The sequence below is a fragment of the Tenacibaculum sp. MAR_2009_124 genome, assembly GCF_900105455.1.
In the GTDB taxonomy this organism is placed as follows: Bacteria; Bacteroidota; Bacteroidia; order Flavobacteriales; family Flavobacteriaceae; genus Polaribacter.
Map to the genome: position 1 here is coordinate 431,863 of NZ_FNSF01000002.1, position 25,179 is coordinate 457,041.

Sequence of the window (25,179 nt, forward strand, 5' to 3'; positions counted from 1 at the left end):
TCTTTTTTAGAAAAATCTTGGTGATTTGTCAAATCCTTTCTTCAATCCAAAAGTATCAAAGTCAAAAAGTATAAATACCTCATGACTTCCTGAATTGAAGTTGCTTAAATTTGAAGTAGTAAAGTCAAAAGCATAACCTACCGATAGGCTAGAAGTAGCGCGAAAGTTTAGCATGGCACTATACGAATCATTGATTCTGTATGATACACCTCCTTCAAATCTATTATTGAATAATACATTTAATGAAGTATCTAAAACCATTGGAGATCCTTTAACTGCTTTTAGTAAAAACGAAGGTTTTAATTTTACAATATCACTTAACTTATATACATAACCTGCATTTACAAATAAGTGAATTTCTTCACCACCGATATTCCTGAGGCCGTTTCTTTCTTCAATGTGTTTTGAATTGATTAAGTTCGGAGCTGAAATACCAAAATAGTAATCATCTGTAAAGTAAAACGCGCCAATACCAAAGCTAGGAAGTGTAGAATTTTGATTAACGAAAGCTACGTCATCAGATAAGAATCCTGAAGTAACATCGTTATCAGGGAATCGGAAATCACTGAAATTTGTAGCTAAACTTGTAAATCCAGCCTTTAAACCTAATGATAGTTTATGGTAATCATCAAGTTGTAAAATATAGGCGAAATCCGCATAAAAGTTTGTTTCTTTTAAGGTACCATCGCCAATATCATCGTTAATTAACGAAAAACCAACTTCAAACTTTTCAGATAATGGTGTATGAGCAAAAAGCGTATATGTCTTTGGAGCACCTACAGCATTTGTCCATTGTGATCTGTGCATAAAACCAAAATTAATAACACCCAAATCGTTGGTAGCATACGCTGGGTTAAATATACTTTGGTTTATGGTATATTGAGTATACTGAGGGTCTTGCTGGGCTACCAAAACATAAATTGAGTTTATGAATATGGTAGCTAAGAGTAATAACTTCTTCATATTATTTACTTAAATAAATTCTTCCTTGTTTTGCTGGCTTATTATCTTTGTTATACTGGAGTATGTAGAAATATACACCACTGGTTACTTCATTTCCTGAGGAGGAATTTTTACCATCCCAATTAGGAGAATTTTGGTTTCCTTGAAATAATTTTTGTCCGTATCGATTGTAGATTTCTAGTGTATAATCTGGATAGAAATAATTGATGTGTGGAACAAAGAAGTTGTCGTTTACACTATCACCATTAGGAGAGAAACCATCAGGTATAAAGAAGTCATAATCTTCAGGCGAACAATTGTTGAGTGAAAAGGTTAATGGCAGTCTTTCACTTTCGCAACCTGAAGCTTCGTCGAAGCTAACAATGTAATAAGTGATATTTTCTTCAATAACTGCTGAATTGTCTATTTCGTTTCCACCTTGTTGTGCGTCATACCATATTAATTCGAAGGTTCCAGTATCTGAAATAGATTCTTCAAACATAAATAAAGTAGTATTGTCCAGAGCGCATAAAAGAGTAGATCCATTTAACTGTGGAGCAAGAGGAGTAATTATTGTTGGAATAAACTCTAATCTATTTAATCCTTCGCAGCCATTAATACTTTCAACAGCAAAATAAGAAGTACCGCTAATTAATGGAGTAGAGTCATTTAGTTGATTACTTCCCGTTAGGCTATCATACCATATAATTGTTCCAGAGTTGACAACTGCATCTAAATTGGCAAGAGTCGGAGCATCAATAGAACAAAAAGTAGGTGTTGTATCATTACTAGTAACATCTTCTGGATCCACAAAAGTAATAGTTACCTCTGATCGTTCTGAGCTTTCACAGTTATTGTTTGGATTCGTAGAACTTACATAGTAGGTAGTTGCATCAGTCAAAACAGTATCAGTACTTAAAGAAGTATTAGAAGTTTCACTATCGTACCACGTTAAATTGGTACCTTGAGTAACTTGAATATCATTTAAAGTGGGAAGGTCGGGGTTAAAATTAGGTAAACAGAACGATTGATTTGGGTCTAAAACGGGTTTCTCTGGAATTCCACCAATAGAAAAAGTCTGTCGTACCTCAAATTCAGTATCGTCTCTACATGGAGTAGTATCATTTTGAGTACTTTCTAAGATAACTTCGTAGGTGTCATCGTCCAAATTCTCTAAATTTAAATTAAAACTTGAATTTCCACCTGTAAAATTAATTGTGTTTCCGATTAAAACTTGACTTGTAGTTAAATTTGTAACACTATAAGTAATAGTATATTCACCATTAGCTAAAATAGGAGCATTAATAGTTACTTCAATATTTGAAGCATCACAAGTATTATCGATAGCAAGTCCTAAGACAATATCGTCGGGCTTTCTTCGAACCACAAAATCTTGATCAATACATCCTGTACCATCTTCGGGAGTGGCAGTAAATGCTATATTATAGTTATTGTTATTTATAGGGAAACTAGACATGTCGAGCGTTAATATTGCCTCTCCACTTGTAAAGCTAATACTTTGATCATTTACTGTTGATACCTGGTTTGTGATTAAATCTGTAATGGTATAATTTAGTAAATGAGTATCGTTTGAAAGCGCTCCAGTAGTATCGATTAAGCCAGATATTGTTGCATCAACCGAGTCGTTTTCGTAACAAATGTCAGGAATATTAATACTTGTATTATAAATAACAAAGCTATCCTCGGCAACAGTAAAATCATTACACTCGATAATCGTCATATTGGTTATTTCCTTTGTACGAATTCTATAAATACCGCTTGGTAGGCTTGTTGTTGCAAGCGAAAACTGATGATTTTGAATGTTGTTAGAATTATCTGAGATGCTAATATTGGTTTCTGTTTGTGTAACGACAGGAGCATCTGAAGCATCTAAAATTTCGTATTCAATATCGTAAGTCATTTGTAGAGGATGAACTCGTTGATGTTCGATATTAATGACTAAGGAATTTTCTGTACATTGGTTTTCAACTATGAAAGTACCTGTAATCTGTGGATTTCTTCTTATTGTGAAATTTTGATTGATACACCCTAAACCATTATCAGCAGCATCGTTAAAAGTTATTGAATACTGAGTGTTTTCAAAAGGGAAGTTTGTAAAATCGAGAATTAGAGTCCCTTCTCCATTTGTAAAGTTTACATTCTGATCGGTGATGACAGATTCTTCATTCGAAGTTATATCTGTAATAGTATAATTAACTAGTTGATCACCATTTGATAAGTTACCATTTAAATCAACCATATTTGCGATGGTGGTCTCAATTGAGTTACCGTCATAGCAAATATCGGGGATGTTTATATTCGTGTCAAAAATCACAAAACTACTTTCTGAAACTGTAAACGAACCGCAAGTAGCTCCCTGAATATTTTTAATTTCTTTTGTTCTAATAGTATAACTTCCTGAAGTTAAAGTAGTATTAGGAAGTACTACTTCATGTGAAATAGTAGTGTCGGCAAAGTCTGCTATTTGAATACCGACTAAAGTACCCGAAAAAGCAACTTGATTGTTAGTGTCAATAATTTCATATTCGAGATCATAACTCATAAAGACTCCATTGGGTCTTTGATGTTGAATTTCAAATGTTAAAGAATCTTCTAAACATTGGTTTGGTACAGAAAACGAAGCTGATAGTTCTGGTATTTGAATAAGAACCGAAGTTGTTTCTTCCGAACACACACCATGAGTGGGGAAAACAGTATATTCAAAACGATATTCGCCAGGCCCTAGTCCCGGCGTCGTAAATATTTCTTGAATATTGATTTCTGAGTCATCAACGGTAGTAATTTGACCAGTTTGATTGATATCTGTCCAAATTCCGTTCAAATCTCCTCCAGCCAAATGATCAAATAGATTTACATTGGTCATGGTTGACAAGTCTTCAGACGAACAAACAGATATGTTTACACCTAAACCAGGTTCAGGAGTTCTGTGTATTTCTAGTGTAACTTGTGCAGACCTAGCGGGACAAGTATCAATGGCGTCAACAGTGTAAATAAATGTATATGTTCCAGGTCCAGCTGCGGTAGCATTAAAGGTACTTTCGTTAAGAAAAGCAGAAGGAGTTCCAACATCAGTACTCCATGTACCGTTAAAGTCCGCAGTTAAACTAGTTAAATTGTTATCGAGGAAATTGAACAAATCAACTGTTGAATTACTACTACAGGCATTAGCTCCACCTCCAGTATTGTTCTCACCTGGATATCCTCCAAGAGATACGGTAACATTAGCTGTTTCTGGGCAATTTGGATGTGAATAAATAAATACATAAACACCAAACTGATTAATAGCCCAGAGATTGAGAATACCAGTTTCACTGGAAAGTGCATTTTTTACAACAGGGTTTTGGGCCGTCCAAGTACCACCTGTATTGGGAGAACCATTTAAATGGTTAAAAAGATCGAAATTTTGGTTGTTTGGGTCGGTTTCTTTATCACATATAGTGATTGAGCCGTCCGCACCGGTACATTGCGATTGAACAATGGCTGGGGAAAAACCCAAAATTAATAAAATGAATAATACAAAAGCATTATTCTTAATTGAGTATACCATAGTTTTTGAATAACTTAAAAAATGAGTAATCCTAAATTAATAATTCGGCAAAGAACTTAAAAATTAAGTTAGAATTAATAACGAATATACAATTTTTTAACATTTGTAAAAATCTGATTATGAGTTTTGTATATTGTTTAAGTAGTAGTTGACTCTAAAAATACTAATAAAATCGAGAACATAAAAGTCATTTTCTTCAGTATATTTACAAAAAATAGGCAATATGAACGTACATTTTATAGCTGTAGGAGGAAGTGCTATGCATAATTTAGCAATAGCTTTACATAAAAAGGGATATAAAGTAACAGGAAGTGATGATACCATTCATAACCCTTCGAAGTCTCGTTTAGAAAAGTATGATCTTTTGCCTAAAGAGTTCGGGTGGTTCGAAGAGAAAATTACAAAGAATATTGATGTTGTAATTTTAGGAATGCATGCAAAAGAAGATAATCCAGAACTATTAAAAGCTCAAAATTTAGGATTAAAAATTTATTCTTACCCGGAGTTTTTATATGAGCAATCTAAATTAAAAACTAGAGTTGTTATAGGTGGCTCTCATGGAAAAACAACGATAACTTCAATGATTTTGCATGTGTTGAACTATCATGATATTGAAGTAGATTATATGGTAGGGGCTCAACTAGATGGCTTTGAAACCATGGTACATTTAACTGAGCATAATGATTTCATAGTTTTGGAAGGAGATGAATATTTAAGCTCACCAATAGATAGAAGACCAAAGTTTCATTTATATAAACCCAATATAGCTTTAATAAGTGGTATTGCTTGGGATCATATTAATGTGTTTCCAACATATGATAACTATATAGAGCAATTTTCAATTTTTACAGATTCTCTTGTAAATGGAGGTATGATGGTGTATAATGAAGAAGATGATGAGGTTAAAAGAGTCGTGGAGTCTTCTAAAAATTCAATAAAAAAATATCCTTACCTAACACCAGACTACTCTATTGATGATGGTGTTACTTATATTGATTCTTCTGATGGACCATTACCTTTAGAGATATTTGGGAAACATAATTTGCAAAATTTGGCAGGAGCGAAGTGGATTTGCCAACATATGGGAGTTGATGAGGATGATTTTTATGAAGCAATTGAAAGTTTTAAAGGAGCAAGTAAAAGGTTAGAAAAAGTTGCTGAGAGTAAGAATACGGTTGTTTTTAAGGATTTTGCTCATAGTCCAAGTAAAGTGGAAGCAACAACAACTGCTGTTAAAAATCAATATAAAGATAGATCGTTATTGGCCTGTCTTGAACTTCATACCTATAGTAGTTTAAATGCTGAATTTTTAAGAGAATACGAAGGGACTTTAGATAAAGCGGACGAAGCTGTTGTTTTTTATTCGCCAAAAGCGGTGAAAATAAAGAGGTTAGAAGAAGTCACTAAAGAGCAGATAGCCAAAGCGTTTAATAGAGAAAGTTTAACTGTTTTTACTGATCCAGAAAAATTTAAAGAGTTTTTGTTTAATCAATCATTGGAGAGTAGAACGTTATTACTAATGAGTTCAGGGAATTATGGTGGACTTAATTTTGAAGAACTTAAAGCTTTAGTTTAGATTTTATTCTATTTACTAAATATTTTCTATGGGATTTATTTCTGAAAAGAGCCAGAAAAAAAAATATCCTAGATCTGTATTTAAAAAATGTTTCCCATCGTTTTCTGTTTTTAACACTTTTTTCAGGATTGTATAAATAAGATAATTGTTTTTTTACAAATTCCTTATTTTTAGTAGTAACGCTGTTTGAATTTATTATTTGATTTTTGAGATTTAATAATTTTTCAGAACTTAACGCAAAATTATTGATATATCTTGAATATTGATTATTTAGTCTTGCGAAGACTTTTTTTGAAGAGATAATATTAGAGAGCAAAAAAAGATCATAAGTGTTTCTTAGAGAAGGGGTTTTAAACCATTGTCCGAAATCATTAATTTGTTTATTGTAAGAAGTCATTAAAATTTGATCCGAGTACGATAAAACTTTAATGTTTTTTTTGATGTTCATTAAATTGTTATTTATATGCTTGTAACCAAAGATAGAATCTTTTGAAATCATTCTGTAATGAATTTCAACGGCGGCAATCTTGTTTTCTTTAGTGATTTTTGGATAATGCCTGTTTACAATAGAGTTATCGATTGTATTGTTTTTTTTGAAGTAGCCATTTTTGTCCAAGCAATTAATTGTGCGCTCAAAGTTGTTGGGGGAAACTAAAAAATCAATATCTCCAACCATTCTTTCGGCAATATCCTCGTAAAGTCCTTCTAACAAATTACCAGTTCCTTTTAAAAATATTGGAGTGATATTATGTGATAAAAGGAATTCGTTTATTTCTTTTGCTTGTTCTATTATTTGTTTATTTCTTTCCCTATTAAGATCCGTAATGTGTTTCATATAGGAAACTAAGTCTTCGGGTAAAAACTTTAAGAACTCACATCGCTTAAGATTACAGTACAAAGCAGGAAATACATAATGAGTTGTGCTTAATTTAACTACGTTATCCCAATCTACTTTCCCAGAAGTCAACATCTTCTTAACTAAGTTCTTATTCTCTTTGTTATGGCTAATGGTGAGACATTTGCCAACAAAAAATAGCGTTTCTTTATAATTCATCCGCAAATAATTTTTTAGATGTTGCAATCATTTTTTCGTTGTTTGAATAGATTAAACTATAACAAGTTAACTCTTCGAACCAATCAAGGAAATTTTTGGCGTTTTCGGGATGTGGTGAGAGCCATGAATCTGGAATAAGTTGTTTAAAAGCTTCTAATTTAGATATTTTGTTAAGTTGTAATTCACTATCCTTTTCATATTTAATAAACACTAATTTTTTGCACTCGATCTGCTTGTCCAAAATACCTTTTTTTGGAGGTAAATAGCGAACAATTTTATTTAATTTTTCAAAATGATATTCTGCTTGATTTTGTAATTCAGGATAAAGGGTAAGCAGAACTGGTAAACTATTTTTTTTTATTGAAATAGCTGAGGGAAAACTGTGTACGGTCCTTGTTTTAGATAATATTGGAACGAAATCATCCGCCAAGCAAGAGAATCCATTTGCTTGTAACAGGGCAAGGGAAGTGCTTTTTCCATTTCCAGAATCTCCTAAAAATAAAATACATGAATCATTATCAGCTACAGCGGAGGCATGAAAAATCCCCATCCATTCATTTTCGTCGTGTTTATGAGTATGTTCGATAATTTTCATAGAAAATTTACCTTGAAAATAATGACTTTCACTTTTTATCCAGGAACCAATATTTTCGTTATCAACAAGGAAACTAATAATATCGTTTTTTAAGAAAACGGTATATTTATGATCAATAGATATTTGAGAGGTAACTTCTAAATGAGCAAATTTTGGATGTATCAGAGAAAGCTCATATTCGGATAAAAATTCAACTAAAAATATTAGACCATTTATTTTGTAATACTTTTCAAAATCAAAATAGTTAGGAACAGGCTGAAGTTCTATTTTTGGAGTATCGCTATCTTCTTTTTTTAACAATAAACGAACATCATCTATAAATGTTAGTGCTTCATTATATGGGATGTCAATATTACTTTTCAACAATTCAATTATACAATCAATATCAGTGTTTTTTTCTAATTCTAGTAAAATTTCAGAAACAATATTTTCAACAATAATATATTGATTTTGTTCTTTTAACCAAACAATGGTTTTATCTTCTATTTGAGTTGTTAAAATCATAATGAACAAAAATAACGAAACCTTTATAATAAGCTTAACGCTCGTGAAAATATAATTAATAGTTTAACTTTTTAATTATAATGATAGTATTTTTGTCAGATGTACAACAAAAGAATAGAATTGGAAGAAGGCGACTATTATTTTAATGATAAAGGGTACAAGGTTTTTACAGAGAAGTTTCATCTTAGAAGAGGGTATTGTTGTAAGAGTGGTTGTAAACACTGTCCTTATGGTTATGATAAAAAAACGGATAATTTTAAATAAAAGTGACTATATGAAAAAAATGTTTCTAACTTTAATATATAATATAAAAGAGAATAATATGAAAAAATATATGATTTTACTACTGGTGCTTCAGTTTATTGGTTGTAGTGAGTTACAGAAAGTGGTTAACCAAATACCTACTCAGGGAGCTTTAACACAAGAGCAAATTGGGAAAGGTTTACGAGAAGCACTTGATAATGGAATACAGCACCAAGTGAGTAAGTTAACGGCTGTAGATGGGTTTTATAGAAATGAGTTGGTTAAAATTTTGTTGCCAGAAGAATTAAGAGTTGTAGATAAAGGATTGAGGAAAATTGGGCTTGGAAGGCTTGCTGACGAAGGATTAAAGGCGATTAATAGAACTGCAGAAGATGCAGTAAAAACAGCAACCCCAATTTTTATTGGAGCCGTTAAGGATATAACTTTTGCCGATGCAAAAAATATTCTTTTGGGAGAACAAAATGCTGCAACTGCCTATTTACAAGGAAAAACAAACCAAAAACTTTACGGAGAGTTTCAGCCTGTAATCAGAAGATCATTTGCAAAAGTGGGAGCAGATAAAATTTGGAATAACTTGATTTCGAAGTACAACAGTATTCCATTTGTAAAGAAGGTGAATCCTAATTTGACTGATTATGTCACAAAACAGGCTCTTGATGGTGTTTATACAATGATTGCGGTTGAGGAAAAAGGTATAAGAGATAAAGTGGGTTTAAGAAATACGGCACTTTTGAAAAGAGTATTCGCTTTACAAGATAAAATTTAAAATATAATACTGTTTAGTATAAAAACCCTCATTAAATATTGAGGGTTTTTGCGATTTTTGAAAAAAAAGAGGGCTTTCTAATTGTTTGTAAACCAAAATATTGTGTACCTTTATGAGGTCGTTTAAATTTAAAAAAATGTTACGAGTAAATCAAATACATAGGTACAGAAAGCATCTTGAAGAAAGATATGGTAAACTGGTTGAAAGAGCGAATGATTATAAGTATATTGATGAATGTAAGAGTGATAGATCTGCATTTAAAGCAATGAAGATATTGGAGAAATTAAATAGAATCAAATATCTTGATAAGGAACTCTCAAATCCTTTGATGTAATTGTTTAAAATAATCGAAAGCTTTTAGAAGTCTACTACCATACCAAGAAAACATTTCACCATCAACAAAAATTGTCTTTGCATGATGAGTGAACCTTCCTATTTCGAAGGCATGTTCTTCCTTGAAAGGGTATGGTTCAGAGGACAATAATATGAGTTCTGGATCACCTTCAAGTCTAATTCTTTTTAATTCTATTTCTGGATATCTAGCTTTATCTGAATAGATATTTTCGAAATTATTCATTTGTAAGAGGTGGTTAATAAAGTTATTATTACCAGCAACCATCCATGGATTGCGCCAAATGAAGTAAGCAACTTTTTTTTGCGGTTGAGTAGATATAAACTTTTTGAAGTTATTGGCTTTAAATTGTAGTTTACCTATAATATGTGTGCTTTCGGTTCTGCAGGAGAATAATTTACCATATTGTTTAATCAAACCTACGACATCATTTAAGGTGTAAATATCTGAAACATGAGTTGGAGCGATGAGTTCACACATTTCAACAATTTTTTTTGTGTTCTCTTCTTTATTACAGAGTATAATGTCGGGTTTTAATTCTTTGATTTTCTCAATCTTTATGTTTTTTGTGCCACCGACAACTTCTTTAGTATTCTTAATATGGGCTGGATGAACACAGAATTTAGTAATTCCTACTAGCTGGTTTTCTAAACCAAGATCAACCAATAGCTCCGTTTGACTTGGAACTAAGGAGATAATTCTTTTTAAAGGTTTTGAGACTACAATATTCCGTCCGATTTGATCTGTAATTGATTTCACTTTAGTTCTGTTAATATTGAGTAAAACTACAAAATACGATCGTTTTATTTATCTAACCCCCATTAATTCCTGAAATTCCTTTTTGTAACCTTTACTTACTCTAAATATTTTGTTATCATTAGTTTTAACATCTGTTTCCCCATAATTTGACGTAATTACTTCATCAACATAATTGGAGTTAATGATAGTCGATCTATGAATTCTTATAAAATCTGAAGAATTAAGTCGGTTTATGATACTTGATAAAGATTCCCTAAGTAAATACTTTTTATTATCGATAGTGAAAATTTCTAGATAGTATCCCGAAGCAGATATATATTTAATAGAGTTGGTATCAAGGAATATAACTTTATTACCTGTTTTTATATTGATTCGTTTGTTATTTGACGAATGAGGTACAACGTTTTTTCCCTTGACAAGATCAAGTATGTTTTCTAAGTTGTCTTGAAAATTGGCAAGTTCCTCTTTTCTTTTAAACTCAATAATTCTGTTTAAAGATGCGAAGAAACGATCTCTTTTATATGGTTTTAATATATAATCAAAAGCAAAATAATCGAATGCTTTAATGGCGTATTCGTGATGTTTTGTTACAAAAATAAACATAGGTTTTTTTAAAAGAGAAATGTTTTCTATGATTTCAAAACCTGAAACCTTATTAATTTCTACATCTAAAAAAACAACATCTGGATTTAGTGTATTGATTTTTTCAATAGCATCTTCTGCGTTAGATGATTCATCTAAAATTTCTATGACACTATGTTGTTGAATTAGTTCTTTTACTTTCGCTGTAGCAATTACATCACTTTCTATGATAAAAGCTGAAATATTCATTTTCTTCATTTCATTTTCTTCTTGAAAAAAGAGAAAATAGAAAACCTGTAAGCAGGATTATTCAATAACTCTTAAATCTCTGTAAATGTATTATTTTCAAATTGTGACTATAGCAATTGAGAAGATAATTTACATTGGGGGTTATACTAATTATTCTATCGGGGATATTGTCTTTATATCATTCTATCTATAAAGGCAAAATTAAGGAAGAAAGTTCATTAAAAAAGGGAGAAATGGAGATATTAAAGAAATATTAACATCTATTCAGTAAGTTTTAAGTTAATGAGATGTTTTTTTATATCCTAATTATGTTTTTTCACATCAAAATTGAAGTTGTTTACATCAAATGAATGTTAACAGAAGGTTACTACCTATAGTTTTATAGCTGTTAATAATAATTCAATAATTTACAATGAAAACAAAGTTTAATGGAATTTTAACGCTGTTCTTAGCGTTAATTGTGCAGATAACTTTTGCACAAGACAAGACTGTTTCGGGAAGCGTCTCTGATGAATCAGGACCTTTGCCAGGAGCAACCGTTTTGAAAAAAGGTACCACGAATGGTACTGAAACTGACTTTGACGGAAATTATTCTTTAAAAGCTAAGGCAGGAGATATTCTTGTGTTTAGTTTCGTAGGAATGAAAACTGTCGAAAGAAAGGTAGGTACATCAAATAATATAAACATAGTACTTGAAAATGATAGCAGTTTATTAGAAGAAGTTGTTGTTGTTGGTTATGGTACTACTACAAAACAGTCATTTACAGGTACGGCTAAAGTTGTAAAGGCGGAAGCACTAGAGGCTAAATCGGTATCTAACGTTTCTCAGGCTTTAGTTGGTGAAGTTGCTGGTGTAAATGTAATTAATACTTCAGGACAGCCAGGTACTGCAGCTACAATTCGTATTAGAGGATTTGGTTCGGTAAATGGAAATAGAGATCCTTTATATGTTGTCGATGGGATTCCTTTTTCTGGATCTATTAACTCTATCAACCCATCTGATATTGAGTCAACCACTGTTTTAAAGGATGCCTCAGCAACAGCTATTTATGGTTCTCGTGGGGCAAATGGAGTAATTATGATTACGACAAAAACAGGTAAAGTAGGGACAAGTTCAATCGAAGTAGATGTTAAAACAGGAGTGAACTTTCAGCTATTACCTCGTTATGATGTGATTACATCTCCGAACGAATACATAGAATTAGCTTGGCATGCTATTGGGAATAGAACCTTAGATTTTGACCCTAATAATGATCCAGTTGCCTACGCAAATAATTACTTATTTTCGAGCCGTGGAATTAATCCAGATTATAATTTTTATAATACCAATAATGTAGCGGATATAATAGATCCGTCTACAGGAAAGGTAAGGCCTAATGTTGATAGAAAGTATACACCAGAAAACTGGAGAGATTTTGCGTTCCAATCTTCAATGAGAACAGAGGCAAATGTAAAAATGAGTGGAGGTAATGAGGATACCAAGTATTTCAGTTCATTTGGTTATTTGGATGATAAAGGTTTTTCTGTGAATTCTGGATACAAACGTTATGCTACAAGATTAAGTATTTCTCATAAGCCTAAAGAGTGGTTAACAGCAAAAGCTAATGTTGGATATACTTTAGGAAAACAAATTACAAATGGACAGGCAAGCGATTCAGGTAGTGTTTTCTGGTTTGTTGAGAATATACCATCTATTTATCCGTTATTTTTAAGAGATGCACAAGGCAATATTGTTGAAGATACTAAGTACGGAGGAAATCAATATGATTACGGTGCAAGAGGTTTTGGAGGTATGACGAATGCTGTAGGTAATGCTCACCTTAACTTTGTAGGGAATGATCGCCACTCTTTAAATGGGAATTTCTCTTTTAAGGTAGATTTATTAGATGGATTAGAGTTCGAAAGTCAATATGGAGCTCAATACTATAGCAGAATAGCAGATAATATTCAAAATCCGTTTTATGGATTCGCAGTAGAGCAACAAGGGTCTTTGTTTAAAAGGAATTCAAGTGCTCTAACACAAAATTTCTTAAATATCTTTAGATATAATAAAACTTTTGGAGATCATACAGTATCGGCTCTTTTAGCACATGAAACGAATCAAAGAGAGTTTCAAACATCGGCAATAAGTAAAAATAAAGTAGTGAACTTGTTTAATGGGTTGAATGATCCAAATAACTACGTGGTTAACACCTCACCTGCGACTGGGTTCAGAACGAAAACTGCATTAGAAAGTTACTTTGGACAAGTAACTTATAATTACAGACGTAAATACTATTTAACTGGATCGTTAAGACGAGATGGATCTTCTAGGTTTTTCACAAATAAATGGGGGACTTTTGGTTCTGTAGGAGCATCATGGGTATTGTCGGAAGAAGATTTTGTGTCAAAAGTTGGTTTCATCGATTTCTTAAAGTTAAAGGCTAGTTATGGTATTGTTGGAGATCAAGCTGGTGCAGCTATCTATTCTGGACAGGACACTTATACAATCGGAAACTTAGGAGGAGAGATTTCTTTAAGACCTAATGCGGCGCAAAATCCGTTGTTATCATGGGAAACTTCAAAAATGTTCCAAACGGGATTAGAGTTTACTTTATTTAATAATAAGATAGATGCTTCTTTAGATTATTATGTTAAGAATGTAGATAATTTAATTTTTGAGAAAAGATTACCTCCATCATCTGGTAACGCTATCTTGGATGTAAATGATGGATTGTTAAGAAATTCTGGTTTTGAATTCGATATTACATCTCACATTATCGATAAGCAAAATTTTAAATTAGATTTCGGAATTAATGGAGAAATGTTCTCTAGTGATATAGTTGATATGCCAATTGATCCATCTACAGGAGAGCAAAAAATACTAGATATAGCGACTGTATCGGGTATTGATTATGGACGTGCAGCAGGAAGAGGTCTTTGGGATTTCTATATGAGAGAATGGGCAGGAGTTGATCCTAATACAGGTAAAGCAACTTGGTCTCAGTATTATCATGATGCTAATAATAATGGAACAGTCGATGCAGGTGAGGGAATAACCAGTCTATATGAATACCAGCAACAAAACCCTAATAATACTGTAACGAAAACTACAACAACAACGTATGCCGATGCCACGCAGAAGTATATTGATAAGTCAATTATACCAACAGTAAGGGGAGCGTTCAGATTAAACGCCAAAATTCATGATTTTTCTATTAGTACTTTATTCGGGTATAGTTTAGGAGGTTATGCTTATGACGGAGTGTATGCAGGTTTAATGGGAACTAGACAAATAGGATCGAGCAATTGGCACGCAGACATTAGAGATAGTTGGAAAAAGCCAGGAGATGTAACAGATATTCCACAGTTAATTAGTGATAGAGATTTACAGTCCAATTCAATTTCATCTCGTTTTGTAACTTCAACAGATTATTTATCATTAAATAATGTTAGAATAGGGTATACTGTACCAAGAAAATTTATCGAAGCATCTGGATTAGGGGCATTAAGTTTATGGGTATCAGGAGATAATTTATTCTTATTAACTTCAAGAGATGGATTTAATCCTACTACCTCTGAAACTGGAGCATCAAGTACATATAGATACCAACCTTTATCTACGTTAACATTTGGAGTAAGAGCTAGATTCTAATTTTAAAAAATAAGAGAATGATAAAAAAATATATAAAACCAATTATATTTGGAGCTGTTACACTTATGGCTATTGGGTGTAGCGAGAGCTTCTTAGAAGAAACTCCAACAGAAACGATATCAGTGGATGATGTTGGTCAGACTGGAGAAATTTATCCAGAAATAGTTGAAGCCGTTTTAAGAGGGCTTTATGAAACCACTTTTCAAACTCAAACTGGGGGGTTAAATACTCATGAGGATTTTGGACAAAAAGGATACGATGTTATAACGGATATTCTTTCAGGTGACATGGCGTTATCAAGAAATACCTATAATAGATATTCTAGTATTGCTCAGTTAATAGCTACTAATGATTTCACGTTTGCTAAGCCGAACTATATGGCGTGGAGATATTACTATAGAATAATTAATCAGTCAAATTTGGTTATCAAGTCTTTAGGAGGAGATGATTTGAATATAACAGAGACAAATCGTGCAGCCCTAGGTCAAGCTAAAGCTATGAGAGCATACGGGTACTTCTATCTAACTCAATTATATGTTACTGAATATACTGAAGCAACTAGAGTTTTACCAATCTACTTAGAAGGTAATTCTGATGCTCAGCCTCAGGCTACTACAAAGGAAGTATATGATCTTATTATTAAAGATTTAGATGAAGCTATAATTTTATTAGATGGCTTTAATAGAGATTTTCATTATCAAGTTAATCAGAATGTAGCTAAGACTTTATTGGCTTATACATACGCTTCAAAGGGTACTAGCGTTGATAACATTAAGGCTAGAGAACTTGCTGAAGAAATTATTCAAAGTGGACAGTTCCCAATTACAACAAAAACCCAATCTACAGGTGGTTTTAATAGTGTATATAATAACCCTAGTTGGATGTGGGGAGTAGATATTACTAGTGACAATAGTTTAGGCTTGGTTTCTTGGTGGGGACAAATGGATTATTTTACATTTAGTTATCAGTCTTTTGGAGATCATAAAACTATTGATGAAAGCTTATATGGAGCTATTGATAATAACGATGTAAGGAAAACGCAATTTCATTATGAGCCAGGGAATACTAAACATTTAATGCCATTAAATAAGTTTTATCATGAGGATAGAAACTTCAGAGGGCAACGAATTATTGAGTCTGATTATGTTTATATGAGAATTGATGAGATGTATTTGTTGTCTGCTGAATTAGCAGCTAAGGAAGGAAATGAAGCAGAAGCTAAAAATCGTCTTAAAGATGTTTTATCTCAAAGATTTGACAATGCTACAGATTACGCTTATGTTGATGGATTAGCAGGCGAGGCTCTTTTAGATGAAATTTACTTGCAAACTCGAATCGAGTTTTGGGGTGAAGGAAAGAGTTATTTAGCTTTAAAGAGAAATAAAGAAACTGTGGTAAGAGGAGCTAATCACCTATATTTAGTTGGAGAAGCAATTAATCATGACGATGAAAGGTTAACTCTTGAAATTCCTCAGTCAGAAGTTCAAAACAATCCATTTATGAATTAAAGTTTAATCAAAACTTTTTAATAAAGAAAAAGCTGAAATCGAAAGATTTCAGTTTTTTTTTGTAAAACACTAAACTTTAAAGAAAAATTTCTTGTTTAGGACGCTATGTCAGATTGTTAAAGTTTCATAAAATGAGCAAAATCCTTTGTTTTAAATCAAAACATCAGGTATTCAAATCAAAATACATAGCGGCAAAGACTAAAGAAAGTACCTTTGACCAATATACCATTACTTTGTTCTCATTGGTATATTGTTTGAATTAATTAAATAAGTCAAGGAGTCATTAACCTTGACTTTTTTATTTTAAAATGATTTCCATTTGCTTTTGAAGAGATTCAGCTTGAACTGCCGCTTTTTCTGCAAAATCATGGCCGTTTCCAGCATAAATAATTCCTCTTGAAGAATTAATTAATAGTCCAACTTGATCATTCATTCCGTATGTACATACATCTTGTAAATTTCCCCCTTGAGCACCAACTCCAGGAACTAACAAAAAGCTATCAGGAATTATTTGTCTAATTTCTGCTAAGTATTCGGCTTTGGTTGCACCAACCACATACATTAGGTTTTGAGAGTTTTTCCAACCTTTGGAGGTTTCTAATACATGTTTATATAATTCTTGATTTTCAACTTGTTTCGTTTGGAAATCGAAGGCACCTTCGTTTGAAGTTAGCGCTAACATAATAGTATGTTTATCATTAAAAGCAAGAAAAGGTTCTACAGAGTCTTTTCCCATATATGGAGCAACGGTGACACTATCGAAAGCTAAATCCTCAAAAAAAGCTTTGGCATACATGGTTGAAGTATTACCTATATCTCCTCTTTTTGCATCGGCAATGGTAAAGATATTAGGATAGTTATTGTTAAGGTATTGAATCGTTTTTTCAAGAGCTTTCCATCCTTTTATACCATAAGCTTCATAAAATGCTGTATTTGGTTTATAAGACACGCATAAATGATGTGTTGCATCAATAATAGCTTTATTAAATGCAAAAATTGGGTCTTCTTCCTTTAAAAGATGCTGCGGGATTTTATTTAGATCGACATCTAAACCAATACATAAAAAAGATTTTTTCTTTTTAATTTCAGATACAAGTTGTTGTGTTGTCATGAGTTCTTATAAAAGTTAGGCAAAAGTAAGCAAATTTGGGAGTTTCTGTTATCTTTGTTTTCAATGTTTCAATATATATTAAACAAGGTTTTTTATGGGTTTTTGACGTTATTCGGAGTGGTAACGGTCATTTTTTTTCTATTTAATGTGCTCCCAGGAGATCCAGCTAGGATGATGTTGGACCAACGTGAAGATTCCAGTCAACTTGAAAGTATTCGAAAGAAATATGGGTTTGATCAACCTATAGCAATTCAATATTTATATTATTTGAATGATATATCTCCTGTATCATTTCACAGTTCTTCGAAAGAAAGTTATACATATTTGAATAAAAGGAAGTATAGTTTCGTTACTTTAGGTAAGTTTGGAGAGGTTAGTATAGCGTTGAAAACACCTTATTTAAGGCAGTCATTTCAAAAAAATGGTAAAAACGTTTCAGATGTTATAAAGGAAACTATGCCTAATACTTTTGTGTTAGCCGTTTCGGCAATATGTATAGCAATAGTTTTGGGCTTTTTTTTAGGTGTTGTTTCCGCGGTTCATAAGGATACAATATTTGATAAAATAGTGGCAGTAATTAGTACTTTAGGAATGAGTATTCCATCTTTTTTCTCCTCTATTTTGTTCGCATGGTTTTTTGGTTTTGTTTTGCATGACATTACTGATTTAGAAATGACGGGTAGTCTTTATGAGGTTGATGATTTTGGGGAAAGTGTTCATGTTAAATGGAGTAATTTAGTGTTACCTGCGCTTGTTTTGGGAATACGTCCACTGGCAGTTGTAATTCAATTAATGAGAAACTCTTTACTTGAAGTTTTGAGTCAGGATTATATTAGAACAGCGAAAGCAAAAGGTTTAAATAGATATCAGATAATTAGAAGCCATGCCTTTAAAAATTCGTTGAACCCTGTAATAACTGCTATTTCAGGTTGGTTTGCTTCTATGTTGGCTGGAGCAGTTTTTGTGGAGTATATTTTTAATTGGAACGGTTTGGGTAAAGAAATAGTAAATTCGTTAAATACATTAGATCTTCCCGTTATCATGGGAAGTGTATTTGTGATTGCTACAATTTTTATAACTATAAATATTTTGGTTGATATTATCTATACTTGGCTTGATCCAAGGGTCAAGCTTAAATAATATTTTCCTATTCTGACGTTTATATCAATGAACTCGTTTAAACTTTTTGAGTTTAAGCGAAAATTAAAGGTTTTTTTAGTCTCATAGCAGAGTTACGAGAAGAAAAAAAGGAGAAAATAGAATTAAAAAGACTAATTTTTTAGCAAATTGAAAATGTTTAAACGAGTTCAATATAATAACTACTTAGAATGAGAATATTAATACTGTTTTTATTTATACTAACTGGTTGTGGAACTTTTCACCCAGACAGATTCAATAAGTCTTCATTAAACGAGAAGCTTCTTTCGGTAGATCGAGAGTCGGTTATGTTTTCTGAGATATTAGAACATGATAGTAGTCAGAAAACATTGATACATATTTACGCCAGTTATTGTCCATTCAGTCAAAAGAGTTTGGAAGAAATAGCACTTTTTCAAAAAGAAAATAAAGAAGTAAATTATATTTTTTTGTCAGTTGATCATTCTTATTTCGACTGGAAAAGAGGTTTAGACAATATTCCTGTTAAAGGACAACATTATTATATACCAACAAAAGGTAATGGAGGTTTAGGCGATTTTCTGAAGCTTAAAGAAATTCCAAGGTTTTTGATTTTAAATGAAAATAAAGAGATTAAGATGTTTAAATCTTCCAAAGTGTCAAAAATAAAGGAGTTATTGTGAAATAATAATAATAGCAATGAATAAATCAAAGAATCATTATTTAGGGGTAAGAGAGTATATTTGGATACTCTTCTGCTTTACTTTTTTAATAGGATGTTCAAAAAGAAATGAAACAGATTTTTCGAAAAAAGCACTGCAAGATATTCTAGTTACAAAAGCTGGAGATTCTATAAAAGTTGAAGATGTTTTTGCCTTGAATACTGATAAAAAGTTGGTTTTTAATATTTGGGCATCTTGGTGCAAAGATTGTTTGAATAGTATTCCTAAAAATAATACTCTTATGAGAGAATATTCAGACTTCCATTATATAAACATATCAATTGATAAAAATTATATGGAGTGGAGTAAAGCTTTGCATAAATATGATGTTTTTGGAGATCATTACTATTTACCATCTGGTTGGGATGGCGATTTTTCTGAGTTTTTACAATTAGATTGGATTCCACGGTATTTGATTGTAAATGAGGATAAAACAATAGAAGTTTTCGATTGTACTCGTTTGAAAGAAAACGTTTTAGATAATACCTTAAAAAATTGATGTACTTTTGTTAACAACAAACTTCAGTAATTATTATAAAACTTTATACAGTGAGAAAAAACATCGTTGCAGGTAACTGGAAAATGAATAAAAACCTTAAAGAGGCTAAAGAACTTATTAAGGGAATTAAAAAAGGAGTGTCAGCTAAAAAAGCTAAAGGTAAAAGAGTAATTATAGCTCCAAGTTTTATAAACCTAAGTTCTGCTGTAAAAAGAACTAAGAAATCAATAATTCAAGTAGCTGCTCAAAATATGCACGAAGCTAAGAGTGGTGCATTTACTGGAGAGGTTTCTGCTGATATGCTTTCTGAAATCGGAATTGAAATTGTAATATTAGGTCATTCGGAAAGAAGAAGTATCTTTGCAGAATCTAATGAACTATTAGCTAAGAAAGTTGATACGGCACTAGCAAACAATTTAGAAGTAATTTTTTGTTTTGGAGAGTCGTTAGAAGATAGAAAATCAGAAAAACACTTTGAAGTTGTAGAAACGCAACTAAGAGAAAGTCTTTTCCATTTATTAAAGGAAAATTTTTCTAATATTATTTTGGCATATGAGCCAGTATGGGCAATTGGTACTGGAGAGACTGCCACACCAGAGCAGGCACAAGAAATGCATGCTTTTATTAGAGAAGTATTAGAAAAAGAGTATAATAAAGAATTAGCAGATTCTGTTTCTATTTTATACGGAGGAAGTGTGAAGCCAGCAAATGCTGACGAAATCTTCTCAAAACCTGATGTTGATGGAGGTCTGATAGGAGGAGCTTCTTTAAAACCAAATGACTTTTTAGCGATAGTTGAAGCTATTTAATCTGAATGGATAATATTTATACTGAATATAACTTTACAATATCACCAAAGGAACCAGGAACTGAGATTTTAATTGCAGAACTTGGTTCTATTGGATTTGAAAGTTTTGTTGAAAATGAAACAGGAGTTGTAGCCTATATACAGAACAACGACTGGAATGAGAATATGCTCGATGATATATTCGTGTTAAATTCAAAAGAATTCGATATTGAATATTCACATAAAGAAATTGAACAAACGAATTGGAATGCTGAATGGGAGAAAAATTTTAAACCTATTCGGGTAGAGAATAAAGTTAGTGTTAGAGCGCCATTTCATGAAAATCCAAATTTAGAGTTTGATATTGTTATTGAACCTAAAATGAGTTTTGGAACTGGTCACCATGAAACAACCTATATGATGTTGCAACATCTACTAGATTTGGATGTTAGCGATAAAAAAGTGTTGGATATGGGGTGTGGTACAGGAATTTTAGCGATATTTGTCGAAATGAAGGGTGCTAAGCCAATTGATGCTATTGACATTGATACTTGGTGTTATACAAATTCCTTAGAAAACGTAGAAAGAAATAATTGTAACAATATTTCTGTTTTTGAAGGAGATTCTTTGTTATTAAAGGATAGAAAATACGACTTAATAATAGCGAATATTAATCGAAATATCTTGTTAAATGATATGGCGGTATATACGGACTGTTTAAAAGAGAATGGTACATTATTATTAAGCGGATTTTATCAAGAAGATATTTCAATCATTGATGATGAAGTGAAGAAGCATAAATTATTGTTAATTAAGACTATAGAAAGAAATAATTGGGTAGCTTTGCGCTATCAAAAATAGTGACAGAATGAGTACAATTGAAAAAATTCAAGAAGAGCTAGATGTTTTAATAAAAGAAACTAGACAACATGAAATTATCTTGTACAATGATGATGTAAATACGTTCGATTTTGTAATAGATAGTCTGATAAGTGTTTGTGAACACACTCCAGAACAAGCAGAGCAATGTACCATATTAGTACATTACAAAGGGAAATGTTCAGTTAAAACAGGTGGTATTAAAGAATTGAAACCAAAATGTTCTAAATTATTGGATTTAGGGCTTTCGGCTGAAATAGTATAGAATGGAGAACATTTTTAAGTATTATGAGTTTTCTGATTTTTTTGAAGATAAATCAAAAACTTTTTTAGGAGATTTAATATGTTATTCAGAATTAAATGAGGAACATTTTTTAATTTTTGAGAAAAAATATTTAGAAGGATCTGACATATATAATTTATATGTGTCAAAATATAACTCAAAAAGAGATATAGGGGGTAAGAAGCCAGAAATACTGGAGCTTTTAGTGGAAAATTACGATAAATCTATACCTGATCACAGGATTGTTTTAAGGGAGTATTTGTACTAGGAAATAGTGGAATAAAAATTTTTTTATTTTTTTTGTGACCTTTCAAATAATAGTGTGTCAAACAAATGTAACCAACAAACAAAAAGGGTTTGAAAGTTACAAAAGTTCATTAAATATAGAAATTATTAGTAATAGTTTGTTTTCCCTAAATTAGAATTCATATTTTAGCGTTATGAATTCATTATCAAAGGCTTCTCTGAGTAAGATTTACTTATGTTAATGTTCCCTGAAAGGAGAGTTCTTTTTGAGTAGAAGAAACAAAATATACATTTATATAAAAATATTTACAATAGTAGTAGTTAGTTTTTATACTAAGTTTGGTTAGACGAAAAGGCCTTGGACAGTTGTTCAAGGTCTTTTTAATTTATAGTGTATGCTGATTTAGTACTTTTAGTAATTCGGATTTAGAAATGAAGTATTTGTATTGAGTATTGATATACTTAAGTTGATTTTCAATGAGCTTAACTTCACGATAGTTTACTAAAAAGAGCGAGCCTTCACCTAAGCTGAATTTACGTTCTTCACTTTGGACTAAGTTTTTGTAATCAATCACTAAGTTACTTAAAATATTATACTGTTCTTTGTATGAGTTTATTTGTTGAACTGTTCCGTCAATTTTATTGGTTAAGTTGATTCTTGTCGAAGAAATATCAAAATCAATTTCTTTAATTTTAATTTTAGCTAGCTTTAAATCTCCACGTTCTTTTCTCAGGAATAGAGGGATGCTTACGTTAAGTCCTGCTTTATAATTAGAATTATTAAAGGAGTTTATGCTTCTGTAATCGGAAGATAAAAAGTTGTACTGAAGGTCTACTTTAGGAAGTAAGTTGTTTAATTTTAGTTTTTTGTTAATAATTAAACTCTTCTTCTTTAATTGCAGTTTAACCAATTTAGGGTGATCTTCAATGTTAAAATCTACTGCATCTGTTATAGAACTGGTTAATACTTCGTCTATAAGATTTACCGTTTGATTATCCGGAACGACGTTGTCGGTTAACTCAAGAGGAACATCGTTATTTAACCATAGATAATTAGAGGCCTCTAGTTTGGATTTAATATAGCCGATTTTGGCTTTTTCCAAATCAAGTAACCTATTTTTATAGTTTATACTAGCCTCTAAGGTGTCTACGGCTGGCTTATCTCCTGACTCAAAGCTGCGCTTTATACTTTGCAATCGTATTTTAGCGTTGACCAAATAATCAGTATATACTTTTTTAGTTTGGTGATTTTTTAACCATTTAAAATATGTATTTGTAGCTTTAAATAAAATTTTGTTGATTAAAATTTTCTGTTGTTGTACAGATTGTTGATTGTATAATTTCGCTTGTCTTAGCGAAGCCATTCTTTTATTGGTTAAAAGCCCTTTGGCTAGTGAAATTGATACACCAGCACTGTATAAACCTTCTTTAGGAGTTTTAAACTCTGGGTTCAAATACACACCATCGTTACTTTCATAATTGGCTTTAAACTCAATTCCATACCATGTAGGTATTTTGAAAGTGCTATTGAGTTTGTTATAATATTCCGTTCCTTTAAAATTTTTTCGATTATAGTCTACTTCAATTTTGGGGTCAAAAGCGCCACGTGCTTTAAGTAGTTTAGCTTCTCCTTTTGAAGATACTAGTTGTGCCTGTTTTAAAATAGGGTGGAACTTTTTTACATAGCCTAAATACTCTTCAAATGAAAGTACGTTTGAATTGTCTTGAGAAAAAACAATGGAACTAATGAAACAAAAAACGAGTATTAACTTCTTCATTGATATGTACGAATTTAAAGCTAAGTAATTGACTTAAATTATTTTTTCTTTTTTTTCTTGGTATCCGATTTAATTTCAGGTTGATAAAAGTTCGGAGGGAAACTGTTTATTTGTCTCCATAACTCATACCAAATAGGAACATTTTCAAGTAAGGCAATGGTTCTTGCACCCGAGCCCACTCTAATAGCAGTAGGCCATGATTCTGTTTTTTTGTCGGGAGATAATAAAACTCTAAACATTCCATTACTACTAATGAAATTTTCTATGGCTATAACTTCAGCTCCATAGGTACCATAAGATATATTGGGCCATCCGCTAAATACAATGGCTGGCCATCCATCGAATTGAACTCTAACTTTTTCGCCAATATGAATTAGAGGTAAGTCAATCGGACGTACAAATATCTCCACAGCTAAATCGTAATTGGCTGGCATGATACTAACCAATTGTTCTCCTTCTTTAAAAGTTTCACCTAAACCAGACTTTATTGCTTTGTTAATAAAGCCATCTTGAGGCGCTGTGACATATAATAAGCTACCTCTTTTTTTATAGTTGGCTAAATTTGTTTCTAACTTTGATACTTGAGCTTCTCCATTAAAAGCGCTCGATTGAGCAGTAAATAAAGTGCTTTGTGCTTTTGAAAGTTTATCCGCGTAAGTAGCTTTTAGTGTTGATATAGCTAACTCGGCGTTCATAACCTTGTTTTTTGATGTTAGAAGTTTGTTTTGTTGTGAAATCAATTTTGCATTGGCTTCTTGAAGTTTTCCTCTTTTTTCTTCCACATCTTTCACCGCTTTTAGTCCTTCTTTTTGAAGTGTAACAACACGATCAAATTGAATTTTGGCGATTTCATTTTTTATTTTTATAGCTTCTAAATCAATACTATCACTCTGAATCTTTAAGTGAGCTTGAATTAACTTGTTTTTGGCTTGATTTAATTTTAAACCTCTTTCTTGTTGTATTGCATTTATTTGATTTTGTAAGGCTAAAATTTTGTTTTTATAAGCGACAACAGATGATGATTTAGCATTGAGCTGAACTCCTGTTCTTTCAGCAAGCTTTTCATCGAAATAATCACTTTTAATTTCAGAAATTCTTAGTATGGTATCACCTTTTTTAACAAAATTACCTTCTTGAACAAACCATTGCTCTATTCGTCCAGGAATTTGTGATTGCAAGGTTTGTGGTCTTTGACTTGGTTTTAATGTTGTTACGTTTCCTTTGCTCGTAATATTTTGAGTCCATGGAAGAAACATAATAATGAAAAGAATAACAATAAAAACAAGTAAGAACTTTTTAAACCTTTTATGATATTCTTTGGTGAAAATTTCCTTTCCTGATTTAAGAGAGGTAAGGTCTATGTATTTTGATATTTTATTTTGAGATATATTCAACATGAGCGCTT

22 protein-coding genes are annotated in these 25,179 nt (G+C 31.7%); 13 read left to right on the forward strand and 9 right to left on the reverse strand.

The genetic code is table 11. The features are described 5' to 3' along the window. Positions 1–6: 6 nt before the first annotated feature. Both BLW23_RS08370 and BLW23_RS08375 read right to left on the reverse strand, forming a co-directional pair. Positions 7–963: a PorP/SprF family type IX secretion system membrane protein gene (locus tag BLW23_RS08370; RefSeq protein ID WP_093668790.1), complete on the reverse strand. Its 957-nt coding sequence runs from the start codon at positions 961–963 to the stop codon at positions 7–9. 1 nt (position 964) lies between these two features. Further along, complete coding sequence (locus tag BLW23_RS08375) at positions 965–4,510, reverse strand: gliding motility-associated C-terminal domain-containing protein (protein ID WP_093668791.1); 3,546 nt, start codon at positions 4,508–4,510, stop codon at positions 965–967. Positions 4,511–4,733: 223 nt separating this feature from the next. Between BLW23_RS08375 and BLW23_RS08380 the strand changes: the two genes are divergently transcribed. Then, positions 4,734–6,086 (forward strand): UDP-N-acetylmuramate--L-alanine ligase, encoded by a 1,353-nt coding sequence (locus tag BLW23_RS08380; RefSeq protein ID WP_093668792.1) that lies wholly within the window; start codon positions 4,734–4,736, stop codon positions 6,084–6,086. Here the strand turns inward: BLW23_RS08380 and BLW23_RS08385 are convergent. Next, on the reverse strand, positions 6,070–7,140 hold the full coding sequence (locus tag BLW23_RS08385) for a nucleotidyltransferase family protein (protein WP_093668793.1): 1,071 nt from the start codon (positions 7,138–7,140) through the stop codon (positions 6,070–6,072). The two genes, BLW23_RS08380 and BLW23_RS08385, sit on opposite strands and share 17 nt — an antisense overlap. Further along, positions 7,130–8,239 carry a hypothetical protein gene (locus tag BLW23_RS08390; protein WP_093668794.1) on the reverse strand — a complete coding sequence of 370 codons (1,110 nt, stop codon included), beginning with the start codon at positions 8,237–8,239 and terminating at the stop codon, positions 7,130–7,132. The genes BLW23_RS08385 and BLW23_RS08390 overlap by 11 nt, the downstream gene beginning before the upstream one ends. A gap of 99 nt (positions 8,240–8,338) precedes the next feature. Here BLW23_RS08390 and BLW23_RS23175 point away from each other — a divergent pair, with 99 nt between their 5' ends. From BLW23_RS23175 to BLW23_RS08400, 3 genes are all read left to right on the forward strand, one after another. Then, the gene (locus BLW23_RS23175) at positions 8,339–8,503 is read left to right on the forward strand and encodes a DUF5522 domain-containing protein (protein WP_176829780.1); all 165 of its coding nucleotides are present in this window, start codon (positions 8,339–8,341) and stop codon (positions 8,501–8,503) included. A 58-nt stretch (positions 8,504–8,561) separates the two neighbouring features. Further along, on the forward strand, positions 8,562–9,269 hold the full coding sequence (locus BLW23_RS08395; RefSeq protein WP_093669382.1) for a DUF4197 domain-containing protein: 708 nt from the start codon (positions 8,562–8,564) through the stop codon (positions 9,267–9,269). Between the two features lie 136 nt (positions 9,270–9,405). Next, entirely contained in the window at positions 9,406–9,603 is a 198-nt protein-coding gene (locus tag BLW23_RS08400; RefSeq protein WP_093669384.1) for a Lacal_2735 family protein, read from the forward strand. Here the strand turns inward: BLW23_RS08400 and BLW23_RS08405 are convergent. Next, positions 9,586–10,380, reverse strand: coding sequence for an ABC transporter substrate-binding protein (locus BLW23_RS08405; protein ID WP_093668795.1), 795 nt, complete (start codon positions 10,378–10,380; stop codon positions 9,586–9,588). The genes BLW23_RS08400 and BLW23_RS08405 overlap by 18 nt on opposite strands. Before the next feature lie 48 nt (positions 10,381–10,428). After that, positions 10,429–11,220: a LytR/AlgR family response regulator transcription factor gene (locus BLW23_RS08410; protein ID WP_093668796.1), complete on the reverse strand. Its 792-nt coding sequence runs from the start codon at positions 11,218–11,220 to the stop codon at positions 10,429–10,431. A gap of 403 nt (positions 11,221–11,623) precedes the next feature. Between BLW23_RS08410 and BLW23_RS08415 the strand changes: the two genes are divergently transcribed. Both BLW23_RS08415 and BLW23_RS08420 read left to right on the forward strand, forming a co-directional pair. Continuing rightward, positions 11,624–14,845, forward strand: a complete 3,222-nt coding sequence (locus tag BLW23_RS08415) for a SusC/RagA family TonB-linked outer membrane protein (protein ID WP_093668797.1) — start codon at positions 11,624–11,626, stop codon at positions 14,843–14,845. Between the two features lie 17 nt (positions 14,846–14,862). Next, the gene (locus BLW23_RS08420) at positions 14,863–16,353 is read left to right on the forward strand and encodes a RagB/SusD family nutrient uptake outer membrane protein (RefSeq protein WP_093668798.1); all 1,491 of its coding nucleotides are present in this window, start codon (positions 14,863–14,865) and stop codon (positions 16,351–16,353) included. Between the two features lie 298 nt (positions 16,354–16,651). Here BLW23_RS08420 and pyrF read toward each other — a convergent pair whose 3' ends face one another. Beyond that, positions 16,652–17,464 (reverse strand): orotidine-5'-phosphate decarboxylase, encoded by an 813-nt coding sequence (gene pyrF, locus BLW23_RS08425; protein WP_093668799.1) that lies wholly within the window; start codon positions 17,462–17,464, stop codon positions 16,652–16,654. Between the two features lie 63 nt (positions 17,465–17,527). Between pyrF and BLW23_RS08430 the strand changes: the two genes are divergently transcribed. The 7 genes from BLW23_RS08430 (at position 17,528) to BLW23_RS08460 (ending at position 22,018) form a co-directional block, all read left to right on the forward strand. Beyond that, complete coding sequence (locus BLW23_RS08430; protein ID WP_093668800.1) at positions 17,528–18,604, forward strand: ABC transporter permease; 1,077 nt, start codon at positions 17,528–17,530, stop codon at positions 18,602–18,604. A 188-nt stretch (positions 18,605–18,792) separates the two neighbouring features. Further along, the gene (locus BLW23_RS08435) at positions 18,793–19,263 is read left to right on the forward strand and encodes a TlpA family protein disulfide reductase (RefSeq protein ID WP_093668801.1); all 471 of its coding nucleotides are present in this window, start codon (positions 18,793–18,795) and stop codon (positions 19,261–19,263) included. Between the two features lie 16 nt (positions 19,264–19,279). Beyond that, positions 19,280–19,801, forward strand: coding sequence for a TlpA family protein disulfide reductase (locus tag BLW23_RS08440; protein WP_093668802.1), 522 nt, complete (start codon positions 19,280–19,282; stop codon positions 19,799–19,801). Between the two features lie 50 nt (positions 19,802–19,851). Beyond that, positions 19,852–20,610 carry a triose-phosphate isomerase gene (gene tpiA / locus BLW23_RS08445; RefSeq protein ID WP_093668803.1) on the forward strand — a complete coding sequence of 253 codons (759 nt, stop codon included), beginning with the start codon at positions 19,852–19,854 and terminating at the stop codon, positions 20,608–20,610. 5 nt (positions 20,611–20,615) lie between these two features. After that, positions 20,616–21,449, forward strand: a complete 834-nt coding sequence (gene prmA, locus BLW23_RS08450) for a 50S ribosomal protein L11 methyltransferase (protein WP_093668804.1) — start codon at positions 20,616–20,618, stop codon at positions 21,447–21,449. 7 nt (positions 21,450–21,456) lie between these two features. Then, positions 21,457–21,732 carry an ATP-dependent Clp protease adaptor ClpS gene (locus BLW23_RS08455; protein WP_093668805.1) on the forward strand — a complete coding sequence of 92 codons (276 nt, stop codon included), beginning with the start codon at positions 21,457–21,459 and terminating at the stop codon, positions 21,730–21,732. 1 nt (position 21,733) lies between these two features. Further along, entirely contained in the window at positions 21,734–22,018 is a 285-nt protein-coding gene (locus BLW23_RS08460) for a hypothetical protein (RefSeq protein ID WP_093668806.1), read from the forward strand. Positions 22,019–22,382: 364 nt separating this feature from the next. Here the strand turns inward: BLW23_RS08460 and BLW23_RS08465 are convergent, their stop codons facing one another. Both BLW23_RS08465 and BLW23_RS08470 read right to left on the reverse strand, forming a co-directional pair. Next, positions 22,383–23,774 carry a TolC family protein gene (locus BLW23_RS08465; protein ID WP_093668807.1) on the reverse strand — a complete coding sequence of 464 codons (1,392 nt, stop codon included), beginning with the start codon at positions 23,772–23,774 and terminating at the stop codon, positions 22,383–22,385. 38 nt (positions 23,775–23,812) lie between these two features. Next, positions 23,813–25,171 carry an HlyD family secretion protein gene (locus BLW23_RS08470; protein WP_093668808.1) on the reverse strand — a complete coding sequence of 453 codons (1,359 nt, stop codon included), beginning with the start codon at positions 25,169–25,171 and terminating at the stop codon, positions 23,813–23,815. Positions 25,172–25,179: the final 8 nt, after the last annotated feature.

Coding starts and splice junctions, on each gene's coding strand:
- BLW23_RS08370 (WP_093668790.1), bottom strand. CDS start 963: ATGAAGAAGTTATTACTCTTAGCTACCATATTCATAAACTCAATTTAT.
- BLW23_RS08375 (WP_093668791.1), bottom strand. CDS start 4,510: ATGGTATACTCAATTAAGAATAATGCTTTTGTATTATTCATTTTATTA.
- BLW23_RS08380 (WP_093668792.1), top strand. CDS start 4,734: ATGAACGTACATTTTATAGCTGTAGGAGGAAGTGCTATGCATAATTTA.
- BLW23_RS08385 (WP_093668793.1), bottom strand. CDS start 7,140: ATGAATTATAAAGAAACGCTATTTTTTGTTGGCAAATGTCTCACCATT.
- BLW23_RS08390 (WP_093668794.1), bottom strand. CDS start 8,239: ATGATTTTAACAACTCAAATAGAAGATAAAACCATTGTTTGGTTAAAA.
- BLW23_RS23175 (WP_176829780.1), top strand. CDS start 8,339: ATGTACAACAAAAGAATAGAATTGGAAGAAGGCGACTATTATTTTAAT.
- BLW23_RS08395 (WP_093669382.1), top strand. CDS start 8,562: ATGAAAAAATATATGATTTTACTACTGGTGCTTCAGTTTATTGGTTGT.
- BLW23_RS08400 (WP_093669384.1), top strand. CDS start 9,406: ATGTTACGAGTAAATCAAATACATAGGTACAGAAAGCATCTTGAAGAA.
- BLW23_RS08410 (WP_093668796.1), bottom strand. CDS start 11,220: ATGAAGAAAATGAATATTTCAGCTTTTATCATAGAAAGTGATGTAATT.
- BLW23_RS08415 (WP_093668797.1), top strand. CDS start 11,624: ATGAAAACAAAGTTTAATGGAATTTTAACGCTGTTCTTAGCGTTAATT.
- BLW23_RS08420 (WP_093668798.1), top strand. CDS start 14,863: ATGATAAAAAAATATATAAAACCAATTATATTTGGAGCTGTTACACTT.
- pyrF (WP_093668799.1), bottom strand. CDS start 17,464: ATGACAACACAACAACTTGTATCTGAAATTAAAAAGAAAAAATCTTTT.
- BLW23_RS08430 (WP_093668800.1), top strand. CDS start 17,528: ATGTTTCAATATATATTAAACAAGGTTTTTTATGGGTTTTTGACGTTA.
- BLW23_RS08435 (WP_093668801.1), top strand. CDS start 18,793: ATGAGAATATTAATACTGTTTTTATTTATACTAACTGGTTGTGGAACT.
- BLW23_RS08440 (WP_093668802.1), top strand. CDS start 19,280: ATGAATAAATCAAAGAATCATTATTTAGGGGTAAGAGAGTATATTTGG.
- prmA (WP_093668804.1), top strand. CDS start 20,616: ATGGATAATATTTATACTGAATATAACTTTACAATATCACCAAAGGAA.
- BLW23_RS08455 (WP_093668805.1), top strand. CDS start 21,457: ATGAGTACAATTGAAAAAATTCAAGAAGAGCTAGATGTTTTAATAAAA.
- BLW23_RS08460 (WP_093668806.1), top strand. CDS start 21,734: ATGGAGAACATTTTTAAGTATTATGAGTTTTCTGATTTTTTTGAAGAT.
- BLW23_RS08465 (WP_093668807.1), bottom strand. CDS start 23,774: ATGAAGAAGTTAATACTCGTTTTTTGTTTCATTAGTTCCATTGTTTTT.
- BLW23_RS08470 (WP_093668808.1), bottom strand. CDS start 25,171: ATGTTGAATATATCTCAAAATAAAATATCAAAATACATAGACCTTACC.